Source organism: Lacticaseibacillus boliensis, from assembly GCF_054784775.1.
Genome location: NZ_BAAIHN010000013.1, coordinates 13,462 through 35,498, shown reverse-complemented (window position 1 = coordinate 35,498; position 22,037 = coordinate 13,462). Strand labels below are relative to the sequence as shown.

Below are 22,037 nucleotides of genomic sequence, written 5' to 3'. Positions count from 1 at the left end.
GGAGGCCATGACAACACCATTGGATATGATTGCGATCGGACGTGCAACGATCGATTTGAATGCCAAAGATTATAATCAACCGTTGACTGACACCACGACGTTCGCTAAGTTCGTCGGCGGCTCGCCAGCTAATATTGCCATTGGTTCAGCGAAGCTGGGCCGCAACGTCGGGTTCATCGGCAAGATCGCAGATGATGCCTTCGGCGAAACCATCCGCCATTATTTTGCCCAACTCGGTGTCGACACAACTCAGCTGCAAGTCGATCACGCCGGGCATCGTACCGGACTGACCTTCACGGAAATCATCAGCCCGACGCAAAGTGACTTGTTAATGTACCGCGAGGCGGTGGCTGATTTATATTTGACGCCAGAAGAGGTGGATGCAGACTATCTGCGTACCGCTTCGTCGTTATTGATCTCAGGCACTGGTTTAGCCGCTAGCCCAGTGCGCGAAGCGGTGTTACAAGCATTAGCAATCGCCAAAGCTGCCGGAATCCAAGTGATTTTTGAACTAGACTATCGCCCATATACCTGGCGTAAGCCACTGGATACGGCAATTTATTATCAGTTAGTCGCCGCCCAAGCGGATGTGATCATTGGCACGCGTGATGAATATCGTGTCTTAGCTGGCGGTGTTCAGCGGCGCGATGAAGAAACTGCTGCGGCATTATTTGCCGGTAGTGCAGAATTGGTCGTGATCAAAGCCGGACAAAGTGGGGCAACGGCTTATCGCCGCGACGGGGAGCTTGTGCACAGCGGCATCTACCGCACGCGCGTGTTGAAAAGCTTTGGAGCCGGGGATTCGTTTGCTGCTGGGTTCTTGTATGCGTACGCGCATGACTTAGGCTTGGCCCAAGCGTTAGCGTATGGTAGTGCGGCTGCTTCAATTGTGATCAGCCAACTAAGTTCTAGCGACGCAATGCCGACGTTATCTGCGCTAGAAGGTTTCGTGGCGACGCATACGCTAGAGGGGGTGGGCGAATGACTGCAACAGCGCAAACGGTCCACTTGACCACCGCCCAGGCGCTAGTGCGCTTCTTGAATGCGCAATATCTGCAAGTAGATGGCGTCCAGACCCCGTTTGTTGAAGGAATTTTCACAATTTTTGGTCATGGTAATGTGTTGGGCTTAGGAGAGGCGTTGACCCAAGCGCCTGGGCATTTACAAGTGTATCAAGGTCATAACGAACAAGGCATGGCCAGTGCAGCAATTGCCTACAGCCGGCAGCTGCAACGGCGCAAAATTTTTGCTGTGACGGCTTCGGCCGGTCCGGGATCGGCGAACTTCCTGACCGCGGCTGGTAACGCGTATGTTAACAGTATCCCTGTTTTGTTCCTGCCTGCTGATACTTTTGCTTCGCGACAGCCTGACCCAGTGTTGCAGCAGATCGAAATCGCTCAGAGCGCTGCAACCACCACCAACGATGCGTTGCGGCCGTTGTCGAAGTACTGGGACCGCGTGGAGCGGCCGGAACAGTTGATGCGCGCATTGTTGAACGCGTTTGACGTCTTGACAGACCCTGCGCAAGCCGGACCGGTGACGATTGCTTTGCCGCAAGACACGGAAGCCGAAGCGTATGACTATCCGGTGAGTTTTTTCGCCAAGCGTGTGCATGTGATCAAGCGTCTGTTGCCTAGCGCAGAGGAGTTGGATGCCGCGGTTAACGCGATCCAACACGCACGCCAGCCGGTCATGATCGTCGGCGGGGGAGCAGCATATAGCGACGCAGGGGATGAAATTGCCGCTTTTGCGCATGCGCTAAACTTGGCAATCCTTGAAACGCCAAGTGGTAAGTCGACTGTTCCGGATGCGGTGGCAGAAAATCTTGGTGGTGTCGGCGTCTTAGGGACTGGCGCGGCCAACGCCGCTTTGGCCAAAGCTGACTTGGTGATTGGGTTGGGCACGCGCTACACCGACTTCACGACCGCTTCCAAGACAGCTTTAGATCCCAACCAAGTCGCAATGATCAACATCAATTTGAATCGGACCCAAGCCTTGCGGTTCAACGCGCTGGGTATCCAAGCAGACGTCAAAGCGACTTTGCCGCTGTTATTAGCACGACTGCAAGATTACCATGCCGCTACTAGCCCTACACCGTTGAAGCAGGCTTGGTTGAAAGAACGGGCGCGTCTTGCGGCAATTAATCCCAGTGCGGCAACATTCACACCAGAAATTGCGGCACATTTTGATAAGGCGACTTTAACCGCTTATCAAACCGCGTTGCGCACGCACTTGGCGCAAACAACGGCGCTGATGATGATTAATCGACTGATTCCATCAGACGCGATCATTGTTGCTGCTGCCGGTTCGCTGCCAGGCGACTTACACCGGCTGTGGTGCACGCAAGTGGCACACACGTACCACATGGAATATGGCTACTCAATGATGGGGTATGAAATTGCTGGCGCATTAGGGGCTAAGCTAGCAGCCCCCACACAAGAAGTCTATGCGCTGGTTGGTGATGGTAGCTTTATGATGCTGCACTCGGAGCTGGTGACGGCGCTGCAGCTTGACCGTAAGATCAATATTCTGGTGTTTGACAACGCTGGTTTTGCGTCAATCAATAACTTGCAAATGAGCCAAGGTAACCCCAGTTTCCTTACTGAGTTCCGCAACGCGGATGCATCGATTCACACGACTGATTTTGCCCAAATTGCCCGTGGATATGGCGCCGTGGCATACACTGCGACCACTCAGGCAGAATTGGAAACCGCCTTGGCCGAGGCACAACAACAAACGCGTAGCACGTTGATCGATATCAAAGTGCTGCCCAAAACGATGACGCATGGTTATGGGCAGTCATGGTGGCATGTCGGTGTACCAGCGCACAGTGAGAATCCGGATGTACAAGCAGCGTATGCTGCGATGCAAGCGGCGTTAGATGCGGCGTTCAAATATTAGGAGGGGTAATGATGACGATCAACATTGGGGTCATCGGAACCGGCGCCATGGGGCGTGCGCACATTCAACGGCTGCAACAGCGGCTCAATGGCGGTGAAGTGATCGGGGTGATGGATATCGACCAAGCAGCAGCGACCAAAGCCCGCGATGAGCTGGCACCAGATGCGCGTGTTTATGCCGATGAAGCCACGTTGCTGGCTGATCCCGCAATCCAGGCAGTATTCATCGTCAGTGCTGGCTTCGCTCACGCAGCAACGATTCAGCAGGCATTGGCGCAAGATAAAATGATTTTTACCGAAAAACCATTAGCCACCACAGCAGATACTGCGCGCGCAGTGATCGAAGCCGAACAACAACTGTCTGGCCGCCGGATTCAAGTCGGGTTCATGCGTCGTTATGATCCCGCAATCCGAGCGCTTAAAGCCCAGCTGGACAGCGGTGTGATCGGCCAGCCACTGGCGGTGCTGGCGGCGCATATCAACTTGGAACAAGCGCCAAGTTACACCAACGAAATGGCCGTGACGGATACTTTGATCCATGAAATCGATGAGATGCATTGGCTGTTAAATGATGATTATCAAGCTGTCCGCATTGAATACGGCCGCCAAAGCACCCAGCCTGTCAACCCTACGCTACACGATCCGCAACTGGTGACGTTACTCACCCAACGCGGTGTGCCGATCCAAGTGCTCGTGCACCTGACCGCCACTTATGGTTATGAAGTGCGTACCCAAGTGATTGGAGAAATTGGCGAGCTGTGGCTACCGCTTGACGGGGTGGCACCAGAAACCCGCCATGCCGCACAAGTTGCACGCGGTGTTGAAGTGAACTGGGCGCACCGTTTTGAAACGGCTTATGACTTGGAAGTACAGGCATTTTTGGATGATCTCAACGCTGGACGCCCATTACGTGGGCCAAGCAGTTGGGATGGCTATATTGCCGCGACTGTCGCAGATGTGGCGATTCGCTCACAAACTTCACACCAGTTGGAACCAATCACTTTGCCGGTTCGTCCGGCATTCTATCAAGAAATGGAGGGTTAATCATGACACAAGCACAAGTACGCGTCGGCATCGTCGGCTTAGGCCGTTTAGGCAAGACCCACGCCCAGAACTTAGCTAAACGCATTCCGCAAGCCCAACTGGTCGCTGCGACCAGCGTGGTTCCTGATGAACTGGATTGGGCTAAGTCCGCGTTAGGCGTTGAACAAACCTTTGATGATTATGATCAAATGATCGATGAGGGGAATATCGACGCGGTGGTGATCGTCTCACCATCAGGTTTTCACCCGCATCAAATCGAATATGCCTTGACGCATGGCAAGCATGTATTCAGTGAAAAACCGATCGGCTTGTCCTTAGATGAAATCAAAACAACCCAAGCCGTTGTGGCCGCTCATCCTGAGTTAAAATTCCAACTCGGTTTCATGCGCCGTTTCGACCCATCCTACCGTTATGCCAAAGCATTGGTGGACGAAGGCAAACTGGGTGAGTTAACCGCCATTCGTGCTTATAGCATCGACCCGGCCGCGGGGATGCCAAGCTTTGTGCAATTTGCCCGTTCAGCTAACAGCGGGGGCTTGTTCTTAGACATGGCGATACACGACATTGACTTGATGCGCTGGTTCTCCGGTCAAGAATTCAGCAAGGTCTGGGCCATCGGCGTCAACCGGGCATACCCAGTGCTGGATGAACTTAATGAGTTGGAAACTGGCGCAGCGTTGGCGCAATTGACAGATAAAACCATGGGATTGTTTTTAGCCGGCCGCAACGCTGCACATGGGTATCATGTTGAAACCGAATTGATCGGCACTAAAGGCATGCTGCGCGTCGCGCAAGTGCCGGAGAAGAATTTGGTAACGGTGATGGATGAAACTGGGATCGTGCGGCCGACCTCGCAGAACTTCCCAGAGCGTTTTGCAGAGGCGTTCTTGGCTGAAACCACCGCCTTTATCGATAGCATTGTGAACAATACCGATACAGGCATCACCGCAGAAGACGGGTTACAATCGGTACGTGTGGCGTTGGCACTACAAGAAGCGTATACCAACAACGCCTTGGTTAGTTTGGCAAAGGAGGGGAACTAATGAGCATTCAACTGGGAATCGCCCCAATTGGGTGGACGAATGATGACATGCCAGATCTGGGTAAAGAGATTCCTTTTGCCCAAGCGATCGACGAAATGGCCTTAGCCGGTTTTAGCGGCACTGAAGTCGGCAATAAGTACCCCAAAGACCCAGACGAACTCAAGGCGGCTTTGGCTATGCGGCATCTGCAAATCGCCAGTGCGTGGTTTTCAGCATATTTGACCACTAAGCCATACGCTGAAACGGAAGCGGCGTTCATCAAGCATCGTGATTTTCTGCATGCGATGGGTGCTAAGGTGATCGTAGTGGCGGAACAAGGCCACAGCATTCAAGGTATGTTGGATAAGGCTGTGTTTGACGATAAGCCGACTTTCACTGATGACGAGTGGGAAGCGTTAGCGCGAGGATTAGAGCGTTTAGGCGCACGTGCTCATGAAGTCGGCATGCAGATTGTCTATCACCATCATATGGGCACAGGCGTCCAAACCACGGCTGAAATCGACCGCTTGATGGCGATGACAGATCCAGACAAGGTGTCGCTGCTGTTTGATAGTGGGCATCTGGTATTGTCTGGCGAAGACCCACAGGCAATTTTGACGCACTATTTTGACCGTATCAAGCACGTTCACTTCAAGGATGTGCGGCCAAGCATTGCGGCGCAAGTTAAAGCTGAACACATGAGCTTTTTGGATGGGGTACGCGCTGGAATGTTCACCGTCCCAGGTGACGGCGAAATCGATTTTGCACCGTTGTATCACGCCTTAGTCAGTGGCGGCTATGCCGGTTGGATCGTGGTCGAAGCCGAACAGGACCCGGCTAAAGCCAACCCACTGGCTTATGCGCAAAAAGCTTACGCTTATCTACAAACAGTGATGAAGGAGGGGTAAAATGCCGCTTGTGCGGGTTGATTTAAACCGCGGGCGTTCACCAAAAGAGCTGCACCAGTTACTGGATATTATCCACGCGGTGATGGTGGCTAGCTTCCATGTGCCTGCGCGTGACCGCTATCAGATCGTGCATCAGCATGGACCTGGTGAGTTGGTGATCGAAGATACTGGGTTGGGCTATACGCGCAGCGACCGCGTGGTGATTTTGTCACTGGTGAGTCGTGAGCGAACCGTAACGCAACTGCGAACCTTTTATCGGGAACTGGCCAAGCAACTGGCCGCTGCCGGTTTGGTGGCGCCGGATGACTTGGTTATCAATGTGAGCATTAACACCGACCAAGGCTGGAGCTTTGGTCGTGGGCACGCTGAGTTCATCGACGGCCCCTTATAACAGAAACAGAATCGAACGCCTCGTGCCGGTCGCAGGTTATCACGAGGCGTTTTTGATGTGGCTGGCGTCAAAGTTAACGATTGCGTTGATGAGTCGACGCGCAGCATCTGCCGGCGGTTAAAAATAGCAGCCATTGAAAGCGCGCTAGTCGTTGTTATCATCTCGCTGGTAGTTTTGAATAAGTAACGAATATACTGGTGCCAGTTACAATACAGGGAGATCATCATATGGAATTTGCAACTGTCTTGAATCATTGGGAATCGATACATTTATATCGCTGTTATGTCGCTGTACAGTGAGCAGGCATTGTCGTTAACGTGTGATCATGCTGCAGAGTTCGCGAACGCGACACTGATCGACAGAATTGAGAATACATACCACAAAGAGCTGTATTTTGAGCATTCGTATGCGCCTGAAGAACGAACAACAACGGGCTGGTTCGTGCGTTTCTGCCTAAGAAGCGCACGTTTGAGACCAAGACTCAATCCGACATGAAATTCGTTGCGGATGAATTGAATACACGTAGGAAAATGCACGGTTGGAAAACGTGTGCAGAGGTATTTGCCAATGAAATTAACAAAGCCAAAACTGTATAAATACGAGGGAAGGTTGTTGCACTTTATCTTGACATCCGCCTCTCCTATTCTAGTTTACATAATATATATTATGCGAAGTAACGCCAACGGAATTTATCTAAGCCCAATACCGGCTTAGATCCACTTTCACGTTAATTCCACGCAATCTTGCATTGTAGCCGGCTGTCCAGCCGCTCACACACGCTCATTCGGCAATCAGTACCGTCAACTCCAACTCACTGTCGCCAATTTGTCTGACTGATTGCGCCACTGCTACTGTCGTCGACTTGTACGAAAAAATTGCACTGATCTCAGACTTCATCGTGGTGCACGGTTCAACACCAATTCTCTGGCCAAACGTAGAGAAAGCTTGTCAAAGTCTTCGTAGCATACTAAATCAGTGGAATCGACGCTCAAGCTGATTTGTCAGGCCTTATGATTTTACAATTGCGAGTTTACACCATACTTGCTACCAGCCACATTTTGGCGCATGTTCGGCATAATAAACTCGATCGAGCTACGACCCCAAGTAGCCGATTTTACGGCTTGATGATATTGCTACGTTAGCCCGATAAGCAGTACTAAACCTGCGATTGCCAATCGTGACGTCAATCATGCTAACGCCAATGAGCCAACAATCGAATTCTTGCTAGCTTTAGACGCTTTCGGCCGCTTACAGGTGCTTTCACAATAGGTTGTGTACAATCTTATCCCACAATTTTCCGACATCTTCTGCCGTGAACCATTAACGGTAGCCACAGCATGACTATTTTGAGGACAATTCGACCTTAAATTGCTGTACCAACTCGTCAACGACCTTATCGCTTGGGTAAAACTTTAATTTTTCTGGTCGAGAAGCTTCCCAGTCAAAGATGCCATACTGCGGTACACGTTGCTTCAGCTCAGCCGGGCCATATCCCAGCTTGTCAGCATAGGCCCACATTTCGATGAGATGCTTTGTTCGCTGACGATTATTGTGATTGCCGAGCGCGACAAATAGAATCGCCGCGAAAGCAAAAACGATAATCTTTGCGATTCGCCCGTTAAAGAAATAGTCGGCAACCGCTGTGACAACAATTAGGCTAACCACCAAGAGAATGGCTTGACCAATGATCATCGTCATCTTCTTCATATCGCTACCCCTCTCAACAAGTTGATTACCCTGTCGTCTAATCGATGCACCAATAGAATACCAGAAAAGGTAGCGGTTACACCACCCCGTATTTTGCCTGCTCATTGCCTTCTTCCCAAAGTGCACTAAAAAAGCCGCGATCAACTCGCGGCTTTTCGTTATGCTTAGGCTTCAAAAGCCTTCTGCAATGGTGGGACAACTTGCTTCTTACGGGAAACGACACCTGGCAATGCCAGACGCTGGTTGGCGTCAAACTTTTGGCCGAATGCGGCTTCCAGCTTGTCGAAGCCTTCGCCGTATGCCAGCCCTGTTGAATCGGAGTTCAAGATGTCTGTGGCGATCAGCAAGAACAAATCGTAGCCGTTCTTGTCGCTTTCGGACTTCAACGTGGCTTCAATGTCAGCTTGGCGCGCATAGATCTCGTCAAGATCGACAACGTTGACCTGGCCGATACGAACGGTCTTGCCGCCCATGTCGAAGGTCTTTGCGTCGCCTTCAGCGATGTCTAAGTCGGACTTGGCAGCCAAGTTGGTGCCGGCTTTGAGCATCTTCAAACCGTAATCTTCAAGGTCGATACCGGCAATCTTAGCGAGTTCTGGCAAGATCTCGCGTTCCAGATCGGTCGTGGTTGGGCTCTTGAGCAACAACGTGTCACTGATGATCCCAGACAACATCAAGCCCGCGATCTTAGCAGAAACCGTGAAGCCGTTCTCCTTGAACATCTTGTAGATGATCGAGTTGCAGGCGCCTACTGGTTCTGCACGGATGAACAGCGGGGCTGCGGTCTCAAAGTTGGCAAACCGGTGATGGTCAACGACCGAAACGATCGTCGAGTTCGCGCGGTCAGCAACGGATTGCTGGGCTTCGTTATGGTCGACCAGCATCACGTCAGCGCCGTTAGCAGCGTCGATCACGCGTGGCGTGTCTTGCTTGAAGAAATCCAAGGCAAACTTGGTTTCGTCGTTCGGGTTGCCTAAGGCTACGGCCTCAACGTCGGTGTTGCCGGCTTGGCGTTGGAACTCTGCCCATGTGATAGCACTGGTGATCGCATCAGTGTCGGGATTTTGGTGTCCAAAAATCAATGTCGTCATGTGTCAATTGCTCCTTTAATTGGTTGCGCGAATGCGCATTACTTAATCAGTTTAACACGGTTTTCGGCAAGCCGCGACAGATAATCTTGAGTTCCAAAATATTCGTCAAACGCCTTCAAAAATTGGGCGATACGCGGGATCTGATCCTTGCCTTTGCGGTAGACAAACGAGAGCTCAAAGTTGATCCCGGGCTCAAACGCCGCTGCGTACGCGTGGATATAATCCTTGTGCGCCTGATAAAACGTGTTGGGCAGCGCTGTGTTGACGCCGGTATGATTGGAAAACTGGGTCAGCTGGTACGGCGTCGTGAACTGGGCGACAGAATGTGGCGCGTCGACCATGCGGTTTTTGTACGCCTCTTGCAGCGTCTGGCTCAAGAAATAGTCTTCTGGGTAAGTGACCCAAGGCTGGCGGATCGTGTCTGCCAGCCGCACGCGCTTGCGCTTAGCCAGCGATTCGTCGTGATGCAGGAAGACCAGCGATTCGTCGATGATCTTCTTGGTGGCATAAGGCTTCCAGTTCTTGATGGTCGCGTCAGGTAGATACATGATCGCCAGGTCGACCTGGTTGTTTTCGAGCTTCTCCCAGATCTCGTGGCGCGTCATCATCCGCAACACCACTTCGACCTCTGGGTTGTTCTTGTAATAGTCAGCGATGAACGTGTTGAACGCGAGATCTTCCACCGACGCCAACAGCGCGATCTGAATTTTGCCGTTAGACGCGTCACTGGCTTGCTGAATCTGGTCGGTCGCGACATTCAAAACCTCGTAAATTTCTTGCGTTGCTTTGAGCATCGTCCGCCCTGCTTCGGACAGATGGAGTTTCTTGCCGATCGAATAAAACAAGGGTGCGCCGACTGTGCGTTCCAGTTTTTTGATCTGCTGCGTCAACGCCGGCTGCGTGATCCCAAGCAGTTGGGCCGCCTGCGTGTAATTCATCGTCTCAGCCAGTTGCAGGAAATAGGTCAACGTCTTCGACGAGAAAATGCTTTCTTGCGTAGTCTTCATGGCGTTTAGTCTCCTCACCGTTTTCAATTTATCTCATTTAATAATAAGTTAAAACAAAAAAAGAAGCAACGTTTAAGTTGCTTCTAGCTTATCGTTTTTCTAAGCGCCTACTTAGCTGGCTTCCAGGTCTTGTAACCGGTGTAGTCTGCGGTGTGCAAAAGATTTTCGGCATTCTTGATCCGATCTTGTGTCGGTGGCTCGATGCCTTCAAGCGGATAAGCAATCCCCAGTTCGTGATACTTCTTGACCCCTAAGGTGTGATAAGGCAAAACCTCGACCTTTTGCACAGACTTCAAGGTCTTGATGTAATCGCCGAGTTCCTTAAGATAGTGGTCATTGTCGGTGCGCTGTGGGACCAGCACGTGGCGGATCCACATGTCACAGCCGTGATCTGACATCCATTCGATCATGTCGAGGATGTTTTCGTTGCCAAAACCGGTCAGCTTCTTATGTTCTTCGGAGTTGATGTGCTTGATGTCGACCAACGAAATGTCGGTGACGGCCATCAGCTGCTTGAACTTGCTGAACCAAGGTTCGTCGCGGGTGAACGGGTTACCACTGGTATCTAGGCAAGTCGAGATGCCACGGGCCTTGGCCTTGGTGAACAGGTCGAGCAGAAAGTCGATTTGAACCAGTGATTCACCACCGGAGCAAGTCAACCCACCAGTCTCACCCCAAAACGCCTTGTAGCGCTCGCAATCGTCCAAGAGCTCATCTGCAGTCATCTCTGTGCCGACACCGATGTTCCAAGTATCAGGGTTGTGGCAGTACTGACAGCGCATCCGACACCCTTGCAAGAACGCGGTGAACCGAATGCCAGGACCATCGACGGCCCCGAAGCTTTCAACGGAATGAACATAACCTTTAACAGGACCTTGGTTCTCTTTTTTTGCTTCTTCGGCGACGTTGACCGGCGCCTTTGTGCTATCAAAAAGTTTCATGACGGATTCCCCCTAATTGCCGCTGCGCCAATGGGTTGAGCGCTCTGCGCTCACTGCACCGGCGTTTGCAACTTCTGCCTAAAAGCGCGAAATGGTTTCGCGCCTTTAGGCAAAACGGGAGCCGCAAAGCGGCTCCCGCTGCATGACTGTGAGATTATGATTCTGATCGTCTGACGTCTCAGATCATGATCTGAGTGCCGATTGTTACATTTCTTCGAAGAAGGTACGAGCGATGACATCGTCTTGTTGTTCCTTGGTCAGATCTGCGAAGTATACGCAGTAGCCAGAAACACGGACGGTCAAAGTAGGATATTCTTCTGGGTGCTTTTGGGCATCGATCAAGGTCTCCTTGTTGAAGACGTTGATGTTCAAATGCATCCCGTTGTTAGCCATGTAGCCATCAACCATGTTGACAAGGGTATCCTTACGGGTCTCGTCATCGTGGCCAAGGGTGTTAGGCGTTACGCCGAAGGTATTGGAAATCCCATCAGTTGCATAGTGATAAGGGATCTTCGCAGTGGACATCAGAGATGCCAAAGCACCGTTCTTTTCAGCACCGTATGCTGGGTTAGCACCAGGTGAGAATGGTTCGCCCTTTTGACGGCCGTTAGGTGTGGTACCAGTGTTCTTACCATAAACAACGTTAGAAGTAATGGTCAAAACAGAGGTAGACAACTTAGCGTTGTGATACAGGTGATGTGTGTTCATCTTGCCATAGAACCACTTGATGAGCCACTTAGCAATGTTGTCGGCCCGATCGTCGTTGTTACCATAGCGTGGGTAGTCAGGGTTTTCAGCCTTGAAGTCGACCGCAACACCGTTTTCGTCACGGATTGGGTGAACCTTGCCGTACTTGATCGCGGAGATGGAATCAACCGCATGGGAGAAGCCAGAGATCCCGGTTGCAAAGGTGTAATCGAGCTTGGTGTCCTTCAATGCCAGCTGTGCAGATTCGTAGTAGTACTTGTCATGCATGTACTGGATAGCGTTCAAGGCGTTGACATAAACATCAGCCAACCAGTCAGCTTGGACGTTGAACTTCTTCATGAATTCATCGTAGTCGATGACATCGGAAGTGATTGGTTCAGTAGCTGGGCCAACCTGCTTTTCACCGATTTCATCAACACCACCGTTGATGGCATAAAGCAATGCCTTAGCCAAGTTAGCACGTGCACCGAAGAATTGAACCCCACCGGCGATTGGTTGTGCGGAAACACAGCAAGCAATGCCATAGTAATCAGTGCCCCATTCGGTCCGCATCAAGTCATCGTTTTCGTACTGAATGGTGGAACTGGTGATGGAAACTTCAGTAGCGTAGCGCTTGAAGCCTTCTGGCAATGCGGAAGACCACAGCAACGTGATGTTTGGTTCTGGTGCAGCACCCATGTTATCAAGCGTCTTCAAGAAGCGGAAGGCAGTCTTGGTAATGTGGTGACGACCGTCGAAGCCAACACCACCCAAGGACAAGGTTGCCCAGATTGGGTCGCCAGAGAACAAGTCGTTGTATTCGGTCGTCCGGATAAAGCGAACCATCCGCAACTTCATAACCAAGTGGTCAATCAGTTCCTGTGCTTGCTCTTCGTTGATAACACCGCGCTTCATATCGCGTTCGATGAAGGCATCGATCGTGGTATCGATACGGCCAACAGACATCGCAGCCCCGTTTTGGGTCTTGACCGCTGCCAGGTAGCCGAAGTAAATCCACTGGATCGCTTCTTGAGCGTTGGTAGCAGGCTTGGAGATATCATAGCCGTAAGATGCGGCCATCTTCTTCATGTCGTTCAATGCCTTGTATTGGTCATTGATCTGTTCACGCAGACGGATAACATCGTCGGTCATTTCGCCATCGCCGGTGTGTGAGAAGTCATAGAACTTCTCTTCCATCAACTTGTCGATCCCATAGATCGCGATCCGTGGGAAGTCAGCAACGATACGGCCACGAGCATAAGCATCAGGAAGGCCAGTAACGATCTTGTAGTGACGAGCCTTGCGCATATCAGGGGTATAAACATCGAAGACCCCTTGGTTATGTGTCTTATGATATTCGGTGAAGATCTTGTGCATTTCTGGATCTGGCTTGTAGCCGTAAGCTTCCAGCGCATCTTCAGCCATGCGGATACCACCAAATGGCATGAACGCACGCTTGAATGGCTTGTCAGTTTGCAAACCAACAATCTTTTCAAGATCCTTGTTCAAGTAACCAGGGCCGTGGCTAGTGATGGTTGCAACGACGTTAGTATCAGCGTCGAGCACGCCACCCTTGGCACGTTCTTGCTTCTTCAGGTTCAAAACCTGATTGTTCAAGATCGTGGTTGCTTCAGTAGGACCGGCAAGAAAACTCTCGTCCCCATTGTATTGGGTCAGGTTGTTTTGGATGAAATCACGGACATCGATTTCGTCCTGCCAGCGACCACCGTTAAAACCTTCCCAGTAGTCCTTGAGCTGCTTCTTATCAAGCTGTTCCATATGGAATGCCTCCTAAAATGTGATTACCATGTCACAGATTTTACACTCTTAGTATAACACGTCACTTGAAGGTTGCAAGCACTTTCTTTCGCATTCTTCTGCGAATACGCATTCTTTTTGGAATCAATTGGGAAACCGGTTGTCCGTTCAGCATTTCACGGATTTTTTTCGGGATTTGGTGGAATGCGCTACCAAAATTTCACCTGTACTCATCGTTCCACGTTGATACAGTTTTTGCGATTTTGTGGTAATACAGACGTTCCCTGTTTTCGGGTCAGTTCCGCCAGAATCCAGATACAGCAAGCAAAAAGGCGACCGTCCACATGGTCGCCTTCGTCGTTAAGCCTGCTTCTTCTGTTGTGTCTTGTACTGGTTCATAATGCCCACCATATCGTCGTCATGGACCAAATCGGTGGCATCGGCGACGTCTTTGAAGATCGGGAAGATTTGTTTCATCATGTCGCGATCAACATGGTAGCCCATCTGCGTCAGCTTGTTCATCACGGCATGGGAACCTGACAGTTTGCCCAGTGGCAGGCGAGAATGCATGCCCACGGCTTCTGGTGTCAGGATCTCGTAGGTCTGGCGGTTCTTTAAGAAGCCGTCTTGATGGATCCCGGATTCATGTGAGAATGCGTTGGCGCCGACGATCGGCTTGTTCGGGCCGACGGCAATGTTGGAATCTTCTTCGACGACCTCGGAGATGTGTTTCGTTTCCTTCATATTAATGTTGGTCTTGGCATCGTAGTAATCGCCACGCACGGAAATCGCTGCGGCGACTTCGATCAAATCGACGTTGCCGGCACGCTCGCCCAGCCCGTTGATCGTGCCTTGGATCTGGGTGGCGCCGTTTTTGATAGCGGCCATGGCGTTGGCCATCGCCATGCCCAGGTCGTTGTGGGTGTGAGCGGCCCATTCAATCTTGTCGAAGTCTGGAATATTGGCCTTGAGGTTGGCGAAAATCGCGCCAAATTCTTCAGGATCGTCGTAGCCAACGGTGTCCGGAATGTTGATGCAGTTGGCACCGGCGTCGATGGCCGCTTGGACGGCCTGGACCAGGAATTCTGGTTCCGTCCGGGAAGCATCTTCTGGTGAGAATTCAATGAAGTCGACCTTGGACTTGGCGTAGGCCACGTCGGACTTGATCTGGGCGATCATCTCTTCTTTGGACATGTGGAGCTTGAATTCACGATGGATCGGGCTGGTGGCGATGAAGGTGTGAAGCATCTTGTGCGGGGCCGGTTCGATCGCGGCGGCCACTGCGTCGATGTCTTTGCGAACCAGCCGCGCCAGGCCGGTGACGGTGGTGTGCTTGATCGTCTTGGCAATCGCGTTGACCGCCTTGAAGTCTTCCGGGCTGGCAACCGGGAAGCCGGCTTCGATATAATCAACGCCCCAGCTTTCGAGCGCCTTGGCGATCTCAACTTTTTGTTCCACACTGAAGTTTACACCGATGGTTTGTTCACCGTCACGCAGGGTCGTATCGAAAAACTTAACTTGTTTGGTCATAATAATTGCCTCCATTGATATATGTATGTATGAAACAAAAATAGGGACCAGCGAATCGTCAGCAGACGTTTTGCTAGCCCCTATTGGCTAGCCATCGAAAAGCCTTCGATGGCGTTGCAGCCACCGGTTAAGTCGATGGCCGCATGTCAAATGCCGCGATCGACTAAATCAACAATCGACCACGCAACAACGCAGATACAAGTAACATGTTTGTTTGACTGGTTTTAATCATGATGTTTGTCCTCCGCGTGTTTTGATTTGATGTGACTAAGATTAAACTATTTTAATCTTAGTGTCAACCTTTTAATTAAATTCTTTTTATACACAATTACAATCCCGCGCAACCGGCATTCCTGAACACAAAAAAACCCGCGAGTCAGCACAACTCGCGGGCCTTTTTTCTAATTATCGGCTAATGCTTCGGTGTTCTCTTCGGCATGAACGTACACTGGGACGCCTTGGGTCTCGGTGTCGATCACAAACGAACCGTTCGAGTAGCGATCGCCGTCTGGATTGTCCGCCGGCGTCAGTGCCACCAGCTCATCGGTGTCGGTCAACACGGTCAATGCGGTGTTGGCATCGACTTTCACCATCGCGACGATGCGGTGTGGGGCCTTCTTAAGCTCACGCAACACCAGCAACCCGCGCCGGGCGCGACTGCCGATGCCCATTTCCTTCAGGCGCATCTTCTTGAACGCCCCTCGCTGGGTCAAGATCCCAACTTCGGTGTTTTCCGGATCGTCGGCCAAGATGAAGTTGACCACCACATCCCCGTCCTTCAAGTCGACGCTCTTCACGCCGGTCGCCCGGGCGCCGATCACCGACACCTCGTTCAGTGCAAACTGCAGACCATAGGCGTGGTTGGTGACGGCAAACACCGTCTGCGGGCTGCCTTGCGGGACAAAATAGGCGTTGGTAACGACAGCGTCTTTGGACTTAAGCTTCATCCCCACCATCGGCCGGCTCTTGTAGTTGCGTTGTGGCTGCATGTCTGCCAGCGCGGTTTGCTTGATGTAGCCGTCGCTGGAGCCTAACACGAAGTTGCCACTTTCGTCGAGGGTGGTGAATCCGAAGGCTGCGATCACTTGTTCGTCTGTGGCGATGCCGACCGTTTGGCTGAGATGTTCGCCGGCATCTTTCCAACGCGCGTCGGTGATCTCATGCACCGGCCGGTAGATCACGTTGCCGCGGTTGGTGACGATGTACAAATGCTCAAGCGTGCCCATCTCTTGGTTGAAGATGGCAAAATCGTTGTCCTTCAGCCCGTTATCTTCTGCATTGACGGCCTGATAGCTACGCAAAGAGCTCCGCTTGAGGTAGCCGTCCCGCGACACCAGCACCATCACCTGTTCGTCGGCCACGGTAACCGTGGTGTCGACTTCAAGCGTTTCGATCTCGGCTTGGATCGCAGACTTGCGATCATCCCCATAGGTCTTGGCAATCGCCGCCAGCTCGGTTTCGATCACATGGTCGCGTGCCGCCGGCTGGTCTAAGATCTTGTGATAACCCGCGATGTCTTTAGCCAGTTGCGCCGCTTCTGCTTCCAGCGCCGTGATATCGGTGTTGGTCAAGCGGTACAGCTGCAAGGACACGATGGCTTCGGCCTGGGCCGTCGAAAAGTCATAGGCAGACACCAGGTTTTGTTTGGCATCCCCCTTGTCTGTAGACGCCCGGATGGTCTTGATGACCTGGTCTAAGATCGAGATCATCTTGATCAGGCCTTGAACAATATGCTCGCGCGCTTCGGCTTTTTGCAGGTCGAATTGCGTGCGCCGAATGATGACAGAACGCCGGTGTTTGATATAGGCTTCCAGCATCGGCTTGAGACCCAGTTGTTTGGGCTTCATATCGGCGATGGCGACCATGTTGAAGTTATAGGCGATCTGCAGGTCGGTGTTCTTGAACAAATAGGTCAAGATGCCGTCTGCGTTGGCGTCTTTTTTCAGCTCAATCACTACACTGAGGCCAAAGCGGTCGGATTCGTCACGGACTTCCGCGATGCCATCGACCTTCTTGGCCACGCGCAACTCATCGATCTTCTTGACGAGCTCAGCCTTGTTGACTTCATAAGGCAACTCAGAAACGACGATCTGCTGCTTACCGCCGCGCAGCTCTTCGGTATGGGTGCGTGAGCGCACGACGATCTTGCCGCGGCCGGTTTCATAGGCCTTGCGGATCCCGTCGACCCCTTGGATGATGCCGCCGGTCGGGAAGTCAGGACCTTGGACGAAGCCCATCAGCTTGCTGAGGTCGGCATCGGGATGCTTTAAGAGGTACAAAATGGCGTTGATCACTTCCCGCAGGTTATGCGGTGGGATCTCGGTGGCGTACCCGGCAGAGATCCCAGTGGCACCGTTCACCAACAGATTGGGAAAGGCCGCCGGGAGAACGGTCGGCTCTTGGGCCGTGTCATCGAAGTTCAACACCATGTCGACGGTGTCTTTGTCGATGTCTTTGAGCATCTCCCCGGAGATCTTCGACAGACGCGCTTCCGTGTACCGCATGGCGGCAGGCGGATCGCCGTCCATCGAGCCGTTGTTCCCGTGCATCTCGATCAAAGGCGCCCGCAGTTTCCAGTCTTGCGACAGGCGGACCATCGCTTCATAGATCGACGAGTCACCATGGGGATGGTAGTTACCCATGACGTTACCGACAGACTTGGCAGACTTGCGGAAGCCATGGTCGAAGGTGTTGCCGTCTTGGTTCATCGCAAACAAAATGCGGCGTTGCACCGGCTTCAAACCGTCGCGGACGTCGGGTAAGGCCCGCTCTTGGATGATGTACTTCGAATAGCGGCCGAAGCGCTCGCCCATGACTTCTTCTAAGGTGAGTTCTTGAATTTGATTGGCCATGGCTACTTCTTAGCTCCTTTCCGCAATTGTTTCTTGATCTGTTGGGCACCAAACTGCATGTCCGCATGATCGACCGTCTTGGTTTCCAGGATCGACCCGTCGTCGTCGAGATCAAACTGGACGTTATTTTCGATCCATTCCCGCCGTGGTTCGACGCGGTCGCCCATCAAGGTGGTGACCCGGCGTTCTGCCAGCGCCCCGTCTTCGACCCGCACACGGATCAAGGTCCGCGTCTCGGGGTTCATCGTGGTTTCCCACAACTGATCGGCGTTCATTTCGCCAAGTCCTTTGAACCGGGTCAAGGTGTAGCCTTTGCCCATCTTCTTGACTTCTTTTTCCAGCTCTTCATCCGTCCAGGCATAAGCGATCTTGATCTTGGCGCCTTTACCTTTTTGCAATCGATACAACGGTGGCAAGGCGATATAGACCTTGCCGGCATCCATCAGCGGCCGCATGTAGCGGTAGAAGAAGGTCAACAACAGGATCTGGATATGGGCGCCATCGGTATCCGCATCGGTCATGATGATGACTTTGTCGTAGTTGGCGGCATCGATATCAAACTCTGCGCCGACGCCGGCGCCGATCGTGTAGATCATGGTGTTGATTTCGGCGTTTTTGACGATGTCTGCAAGCTTGGCCTTTTGCGTGTTCAAGACCTTCCCCCGCAACGGTAAGATCGCCTGGAACTTCCGGTCGCGGCCTTGCTTGGCAGAGCCGCCGGCAGAATCCCCTTCGACTAAGTAGAGTTCGTTCTTCTTGGCGTTTTTGGACTGGGCTGGGGTCAGCTTGCCGGAAAGCAGGCTGGTGTCTTTCTTGCGGCGCTTGCCGTGGCGAGAATCGTCTCGGGCACGACGGGCGGCTTCACGAGCTTCCCGCGCCTTGATCGCTTTTCTGACGAGTTCTTGGGCGCCATCCCCGTTTTCCATCAGGTAGAAGCTCAACTGCTCGTAGACGACCGCATCGACCACAGAACGCGCCTGAGGCGTCCCCAGCTTGCCTTTGGTCTGGCCTTCAAACTGCAAGATCTCTTCAGGGATCCGGACCGCCAAGACGCCGGCGAGTCCTTCACGCACATCAGAGCCTTCCAGGTTCTTGTCTTTGTCTTTCAACAGGTTGACTTTGCGGGCAAAATCGTTGAATGCCCGCGTCATCGCTGAGCGCAGGCCGACTTCATGGGTCCCGCCGTCAGTCGTGCGCACGTTGTTGACAAACGAGATCAGGTTCTCGGAATAGCCGTCGTTGTATTGGCCGGCGAAGTCGACCACGATACCGTCTTTGTCCCCTTCGAAGTTGAAGACTTCGCTGAGCGTGTCTTTGTCTTCGTTGAGGTATTTGACGAAGCTGACCAGCCCGTCTGGATAATGATAGACTTCTTCACGTTCCGTGCGCTCGTCAGTCAAAGTGATGGTGATGTTTTTCAACAAGAACGCCGACTCGCGCAGGCGCTCTGCCAAGGTGTCGTAGTTGTACACCGTCGTTGAAAAAATCGTCGGGTCTGGCTTGAAGGTGACGGTGGTGCCGTTGGGTTCGTTGACCTTGCCCAATTTCACCAAGCCACCATCGGGATGCCCACCATTAATAAAATGCTCTTCAAATGCGTGCTTGTCGCGTACGACCCGCACCGTGAGGGACTCACTCAAGGCGTTGACGACCGACGACCCGACCCCGTGCAAACCGCCCGAGGTCTTGTACGAGTTCTGATCGAACTTCCCACCGGCGTGTAACACCGTCAGGATCACTTCGATCGTCGGTTTGCCAGAGGGATGCATCCCCGTTGGCATCCCGCGGCCATGGTCTTGGACCGTGATGCTGTTGTCTTGATGAATCGTCACCGCGATCACGTCGCCATACCCGGCCAACGCTTCATCGACCGCGTTGTCGACGATTTCATAGACTAAATGGTGCAGGCCCCGGGCATCTGTAGAACCAATGTACATCCCCGGCCGTTTGCGCACCGCTTCGAGGCCGTGAAGCACCTGGATCGATGAATCCGTGTAAGCTGAACTTTGCGTATCCATTCAATTCTTCCTCTCCAAATTACATACTGGTTTAGCGTACACCAACTAACCACCAAACCACAAAGAAAATCTCGATTAGAAACGAGCCTCAACTATTTTACGCGTTGGCGGCGCAAGCGTCAAAAAAATGCTACAATTACACATACGTCGGCGGTTTACGTACCGCCTGAGCGAGGCAGAACTCGCAGCACACGCCTCGCCAACAACGAAAGGAGTGGCTAGTTTGCTTATAGCCTTATGTTTCATCTTGGCCTATCTGATCGGCTCGATCCCGAGTGGCGTTTGGGTCGGTCAGTGGTTCTTCCACCAAGACATTCGCCAAAAAGGCAGTCACAACATTGGCACCACCAACGCGTATCGGGTCTTGGGCCCCATCGGCGGTACCATCGTCTTGGCGATGGATATCCTCAAAGGGACCCTTGGCGCCAGCCTCCCGATGCTTTTCAACGTCGGGCAACACTGGCTGGTCTTGATCGTCGGCCTCGCCGCGGTCGCCGGGCACACCTTCTCTATCTTCATCGGTTTCAAAGGCGGCAAAGCCGTCGCCACCAGCGCCGGCATCTGCCTGGCCTACAACTGGCATTTCTTCTTGATCGCCTGCGCCGTGTTTATCAGCCTCGTGATCTTGTCCAGCATGGTCAGCATCGCCTCGACCGTCGGCATGGGGATCTTGACCGTCTGGAGCCTGTTCTACCATGACTGGTTGTTGACAGTCGTCTGCGCGGTCTTATGGCTCGTCTTCTTGATCCGGCACAAAGACAACTTTGCCCGCATCAAAAACGGTACCGAGAACATGGTGCCGTTCGGACTGGGTATCTATCTCCGGCACCGCAAACAACACGCTTAATATGTACGCAAAAGCCGCCTGAAAAGGCGGCTTTTTTCGTGGAACGACACAGGGGTGGCTAGCTACACAACCGCACTCGGGGCCAAGACCGCCCAAAGCACGATTGTTAGGCTACCCGACCCGCTAAGTGCACGCCGTTTCGCTCTGGGTATCGTCGAGCTACTCAAAGCAACGCTGGGCTGTCTAAGTTGTCTCGGTCATGCACGGCTTCGCCGCACAAGCCCAAGCTAGCTTAGACTTCCAGCTAAAACCGCTTTGTTTCGCTCTGGGTTTTTCGTCGAGCTACACGGCGCAACGCGGGTGCAGCTAGCTACACAACCGCACTCGGGACCAAGACCGCCCCAAGCACGATTGTTAGGCTACCCGACCCGCTAAGTGCACGCCGTTTCGCTCTGGGTTAGAAGATCGAGATACTGTACCCGTGATCGAAGACTTCTCCCGGCTGCAAGGTGTTGATGCCTAGCTTCTTGGTGAAGTCACCGTCTGCGTCTGTGGTGTCAGCGATGCCCCACCATGGTTCGATGCAGACAAAGTTGGCTGTGGTCGGATATGGGCTCCAGACACCCAAGAACGGGGCGTCGCCTGTCGAGACTTCAACGCCGTGACGAGTTTTTTCAGAACGGATCGACAAGATCGTCTGGCCCTTGAGTTCGTAAATCACTGCGTCATTTTTGAACAATTCGTGGGACAATTGTTGGTTGACGTCTGTGCCGGCCAGTGTCCGGTGGGCATAATCGATGCCTTCACCGGCGATCAGCGGGATCTGCACGCGAGACTTGCGCGGCTTGAACTCCAGATAATAGTCTTCGAACGTGGTGTCGTCGCTCACTGGCACGACAAAGCCAGGATGGCCGCCAATGCCAAACAACAGCGGCGCGTCTGTGGCCGGATTCTCCACGCGGTAGTTGACCCCCAACGTGTTGTTTTCCAGCGTATAGGTCAGGCTGAGCTTGAAGGCGAACGGATACTGGGCCCGGGTCTTGTCGTCATCGACCAAGGTGAAAACCACCTTGGTGTCGCTGGCAGATTCGACCGTGAAGTCACGATCGCGGGCGAACCCGTGTTGGGTCATGTGGTAAGTGTTGCCGGCATAGCGATATTCATCATTCTTCAAGGCGCCGACGATCGGGAACAACACAGGCGCATGCCGCTTCCAGACGCTGGGATCCGCCTGCCACGTATGCTGTTGCCCGGTGTGGTTATTCACGATGCTGGTGACCTCGGCACCGTGTTCTGCGATGGTGACGGTGAGAAAATCGTTCTTCAAAATCTGAGCCATGCTTACAACTTCCTTTACGTGTATAGTATCCGCCGATTCAAGCTAGCGGGATAAG

The 22,037-nt window shown here is 52.6% G+C and carries 16 protein-coding genes; 7 read left to right on the top strand and 9 right to left on the bottom strand.

Annotated elements, in window-relative coordinates; genetic code table 11:
- Window positions 1-7 precede the first annotated feature (7 nt).
- Genes iolC through ACYVRB_RS07140 form a run of 6 tightly spaced genes read left to right on the top strand, consistent with a single transcriptional unit; the run spans window position 8 to window position 6,265 of the window.
- Entirely contained in the window at window positions 8-985 is a 978-nt protein-coding gene (gene iolC, locus ACYVRB_RS07165; RefSeq protein WP_461214445.1) for a 5-dehydro-2-deoxygluconokinase, read from the top strand.
- On the top strand, window positions 982-2,901 hold the full coding sequence (iolD, locus tag ACYVRB_RS07160) for a 3D-(3,5/4)-trihydroxycyclohexane-1,2-dione acylhydrolase (decyclizing) (RefSeq protein ID WP_461214444.1): 1,920 nt from the start codon (window positions 982-984) through the stop codon (window positions 2,899-2,901). The genes iolC and iolD overlap by 4 nt, the downstream gene beginning before the upstream one ends.
- A gap of 11 nt (window positions 2,902-2,912) precedes the next feature.
- A complete protein-coding gene (locus tag ACYVRB_RS07155; protein WP_461214443.1) occupies window positions 2,913-3,944 on the top strand; it encodes a Gfo/Idh/MocA family protein in 1,032 nt (343 codons plus the stop codon).
- A gap of 2 nt (window positions 3,945-3,946) precedes the next feature.
- The gene (gene iolG, locus ACYVRB_RS07150; protein WP_461214442.1) at window positions 3,947-4,987 is read left to right on the top strand and encodes an inositol 2-dehydrogenase; all 1,041 of its coding nucleotides are present in this window, start codon (window positions 3,947-3,949) and stop codon (window positions 4,985-4,987) included.
- On the top strand, window positions 4,987-5,874 hold the full coding sequence (gene iolE, locus ACYVRB_RS07145; protein ID WP_461214441.1) for a myo-inosose-2 dehydratase: 888 nt from the start codon (window positions 4,987-4,989) through the stop codon (window positions 5,872-5,874). The genes iolG and iolE overlap by 1 nt, the downstream gene beginning before the upstream one ends.
- Window position 5,875: 1 nt before the next feature.
- On the top strand, window positions 5,876-6,265 hold the full coding sequence (locus ACYVRB_RS07140) for a tautomerase family protein (RefSeq protein ID WP_461214440.1): 390 nt from the start codon (window positions 5,876-5,878) through the stop codon (window positions 6,263-6,265).
- Between the two features lie 1,341 nt (window positions 6,266-7,606).
- Here ACYVRB_RS07140 and ACYVRB_RS07135 read toward each other — a convergent pair.
- The 8 genes from ACYVRB_RS07135 to parE all read right to left on the bottom strand — a co-directional run bounded on the left by ACYVRB_RS07135 (window position 7,607) and on the right by parE (window position 19,856).
- Window positions 7,607-7,972 carry a hypothetical protein gene (locus ACYVRB_RS07135; RefSeq protein WP_461214438.1) on the bottom strand — a complete coding sequence of 122 codons (366 nt, stop codon included), beginning with the start codon at window positions 7,970-7,972 and terminating at the stop codon, window positions 7,607-7,609.
- Between the two features lie 164 nt (window positions 7,973-8,136).
- A complete protein-coding gene (locus tag ACYVRB_RS07130; protein WP_461214437.1) occupies window positions 8,137-9,063 on the bottom strand; it encodes a manganese-dependent inorganic pyrophosphatase in 927 nt (308 codons plus the stop codon).
- A 38-nt stretch (window positions 9,064-9,101) separates the two neighbouring features.
- Window positions 9,102-10,070, bottom strand: a complete 969-nt coding sequence (locus ACYVRB_RS07125) for a LysR family transcriptional regulator (protein WP_461214435.1) — start codon at window positions 10,068-10,070, stop codon at window positions 9,102-9,104.
- 107 nt (window positions 10,071-10,177) lie between these two features.
- Window positions 10,178-11,011, bottom strand: coding sequence for a pyruvate formate-lyase-activating protein (gene pflA / locus ACYVRB_RS07120; RefSeq protein ID WP_461214433.1), 834 nt, complete (start codon window positions 11,009-11,011; stop codon window positions 10,178-10,180).
- A gap of 204 nt (window positions 11,012-11,215) precedes the next feature.
- Window positions 11,216-13,477 carry a formate C-acetyltransferase gene (gene pflB / locus ACYVRB_RS07115; protein WP_461214432.1) on the bottom strand — a complete coding sequence of 754 codons (2,262 nt, stop codon included), beginning with the start codon at window positions 13,475-13,477 and terminating at the stop codon, window positions 11,216-11,218.
- 339 nt (window positions 13,478-13,816) lie between these two features.
- Window positions 13,817-14,986, bottom strand: a complete 1,170-nt coding sequence (locus ACYVRB_RS07110; RefSeq protein WP_461214431.1) for a 2-isopropylmalate synthase — start codon at window positions 14,984-14,986, stop codon at window positions 13,817-13,819.
- A gap of 401 nt (window positions 14,987-15,387) precedes the next feature.
- A complete protein-coding gene (gene parC, locus ACYVRB_RS07105; protein ID WP_461214430.1) occupies window positions 15,388-17,838 on the bottom strand; it encodes a DNA topoisomerase IV subunit A in 2,451 nt (816 codons plus the stop codon).
- Window positions 17,839-17,840: 2 nt separating this feature from the next.
- Complete coding sequence (gene parE / locus ACYVRB_RS07100) at window positions 17,841-19,856, bottom strand: DNA topoisomerase IV subunit B (RefSeq protein WP_461214429.1); 2,016 nt, start codon at window positions 19,854-19,856, stop codon at window positions 17,841-17,843.
- 223 nt (window positions 19,857-20,079) lie between these two features.
- Between parE and plsY the strand changes: the two genes are divergently transcribed.
- On the top strand, window positions 20,080-20,703 hold the full coding sequence (gene plsY / locus ACYVRB_RS07095) for a glycerol-3-phosphate 1-O-acyltransferase PlsY (protein WP_461214428.1): 624 nt from the start codon (window positions 20,080-20,082) through the stop codon (window positions 20,701-20,703).
- 397 nt (window positions 20,704-21,100) lie between these two features.
- Here the strand turns inward: plsY and ACYVRB_RS07090 are convergent, their stop codons facing one another.
- Window positions 21,101-21,982 carry an aldose 1-epimerase family protein gene (locus ACYVRB_RS07090; protein WP_461214427.1) on the bottom strand — a complete coding sequence of 294 codons (882 nt, stop codon included), beginning with the start codon at window positions 21,980-21,982 and terminating at the stop codon, window positions 21,101-21,103.
- Between the last annotated feature and the right edge of the window lie 55 nt (window positions 21,983-22,037).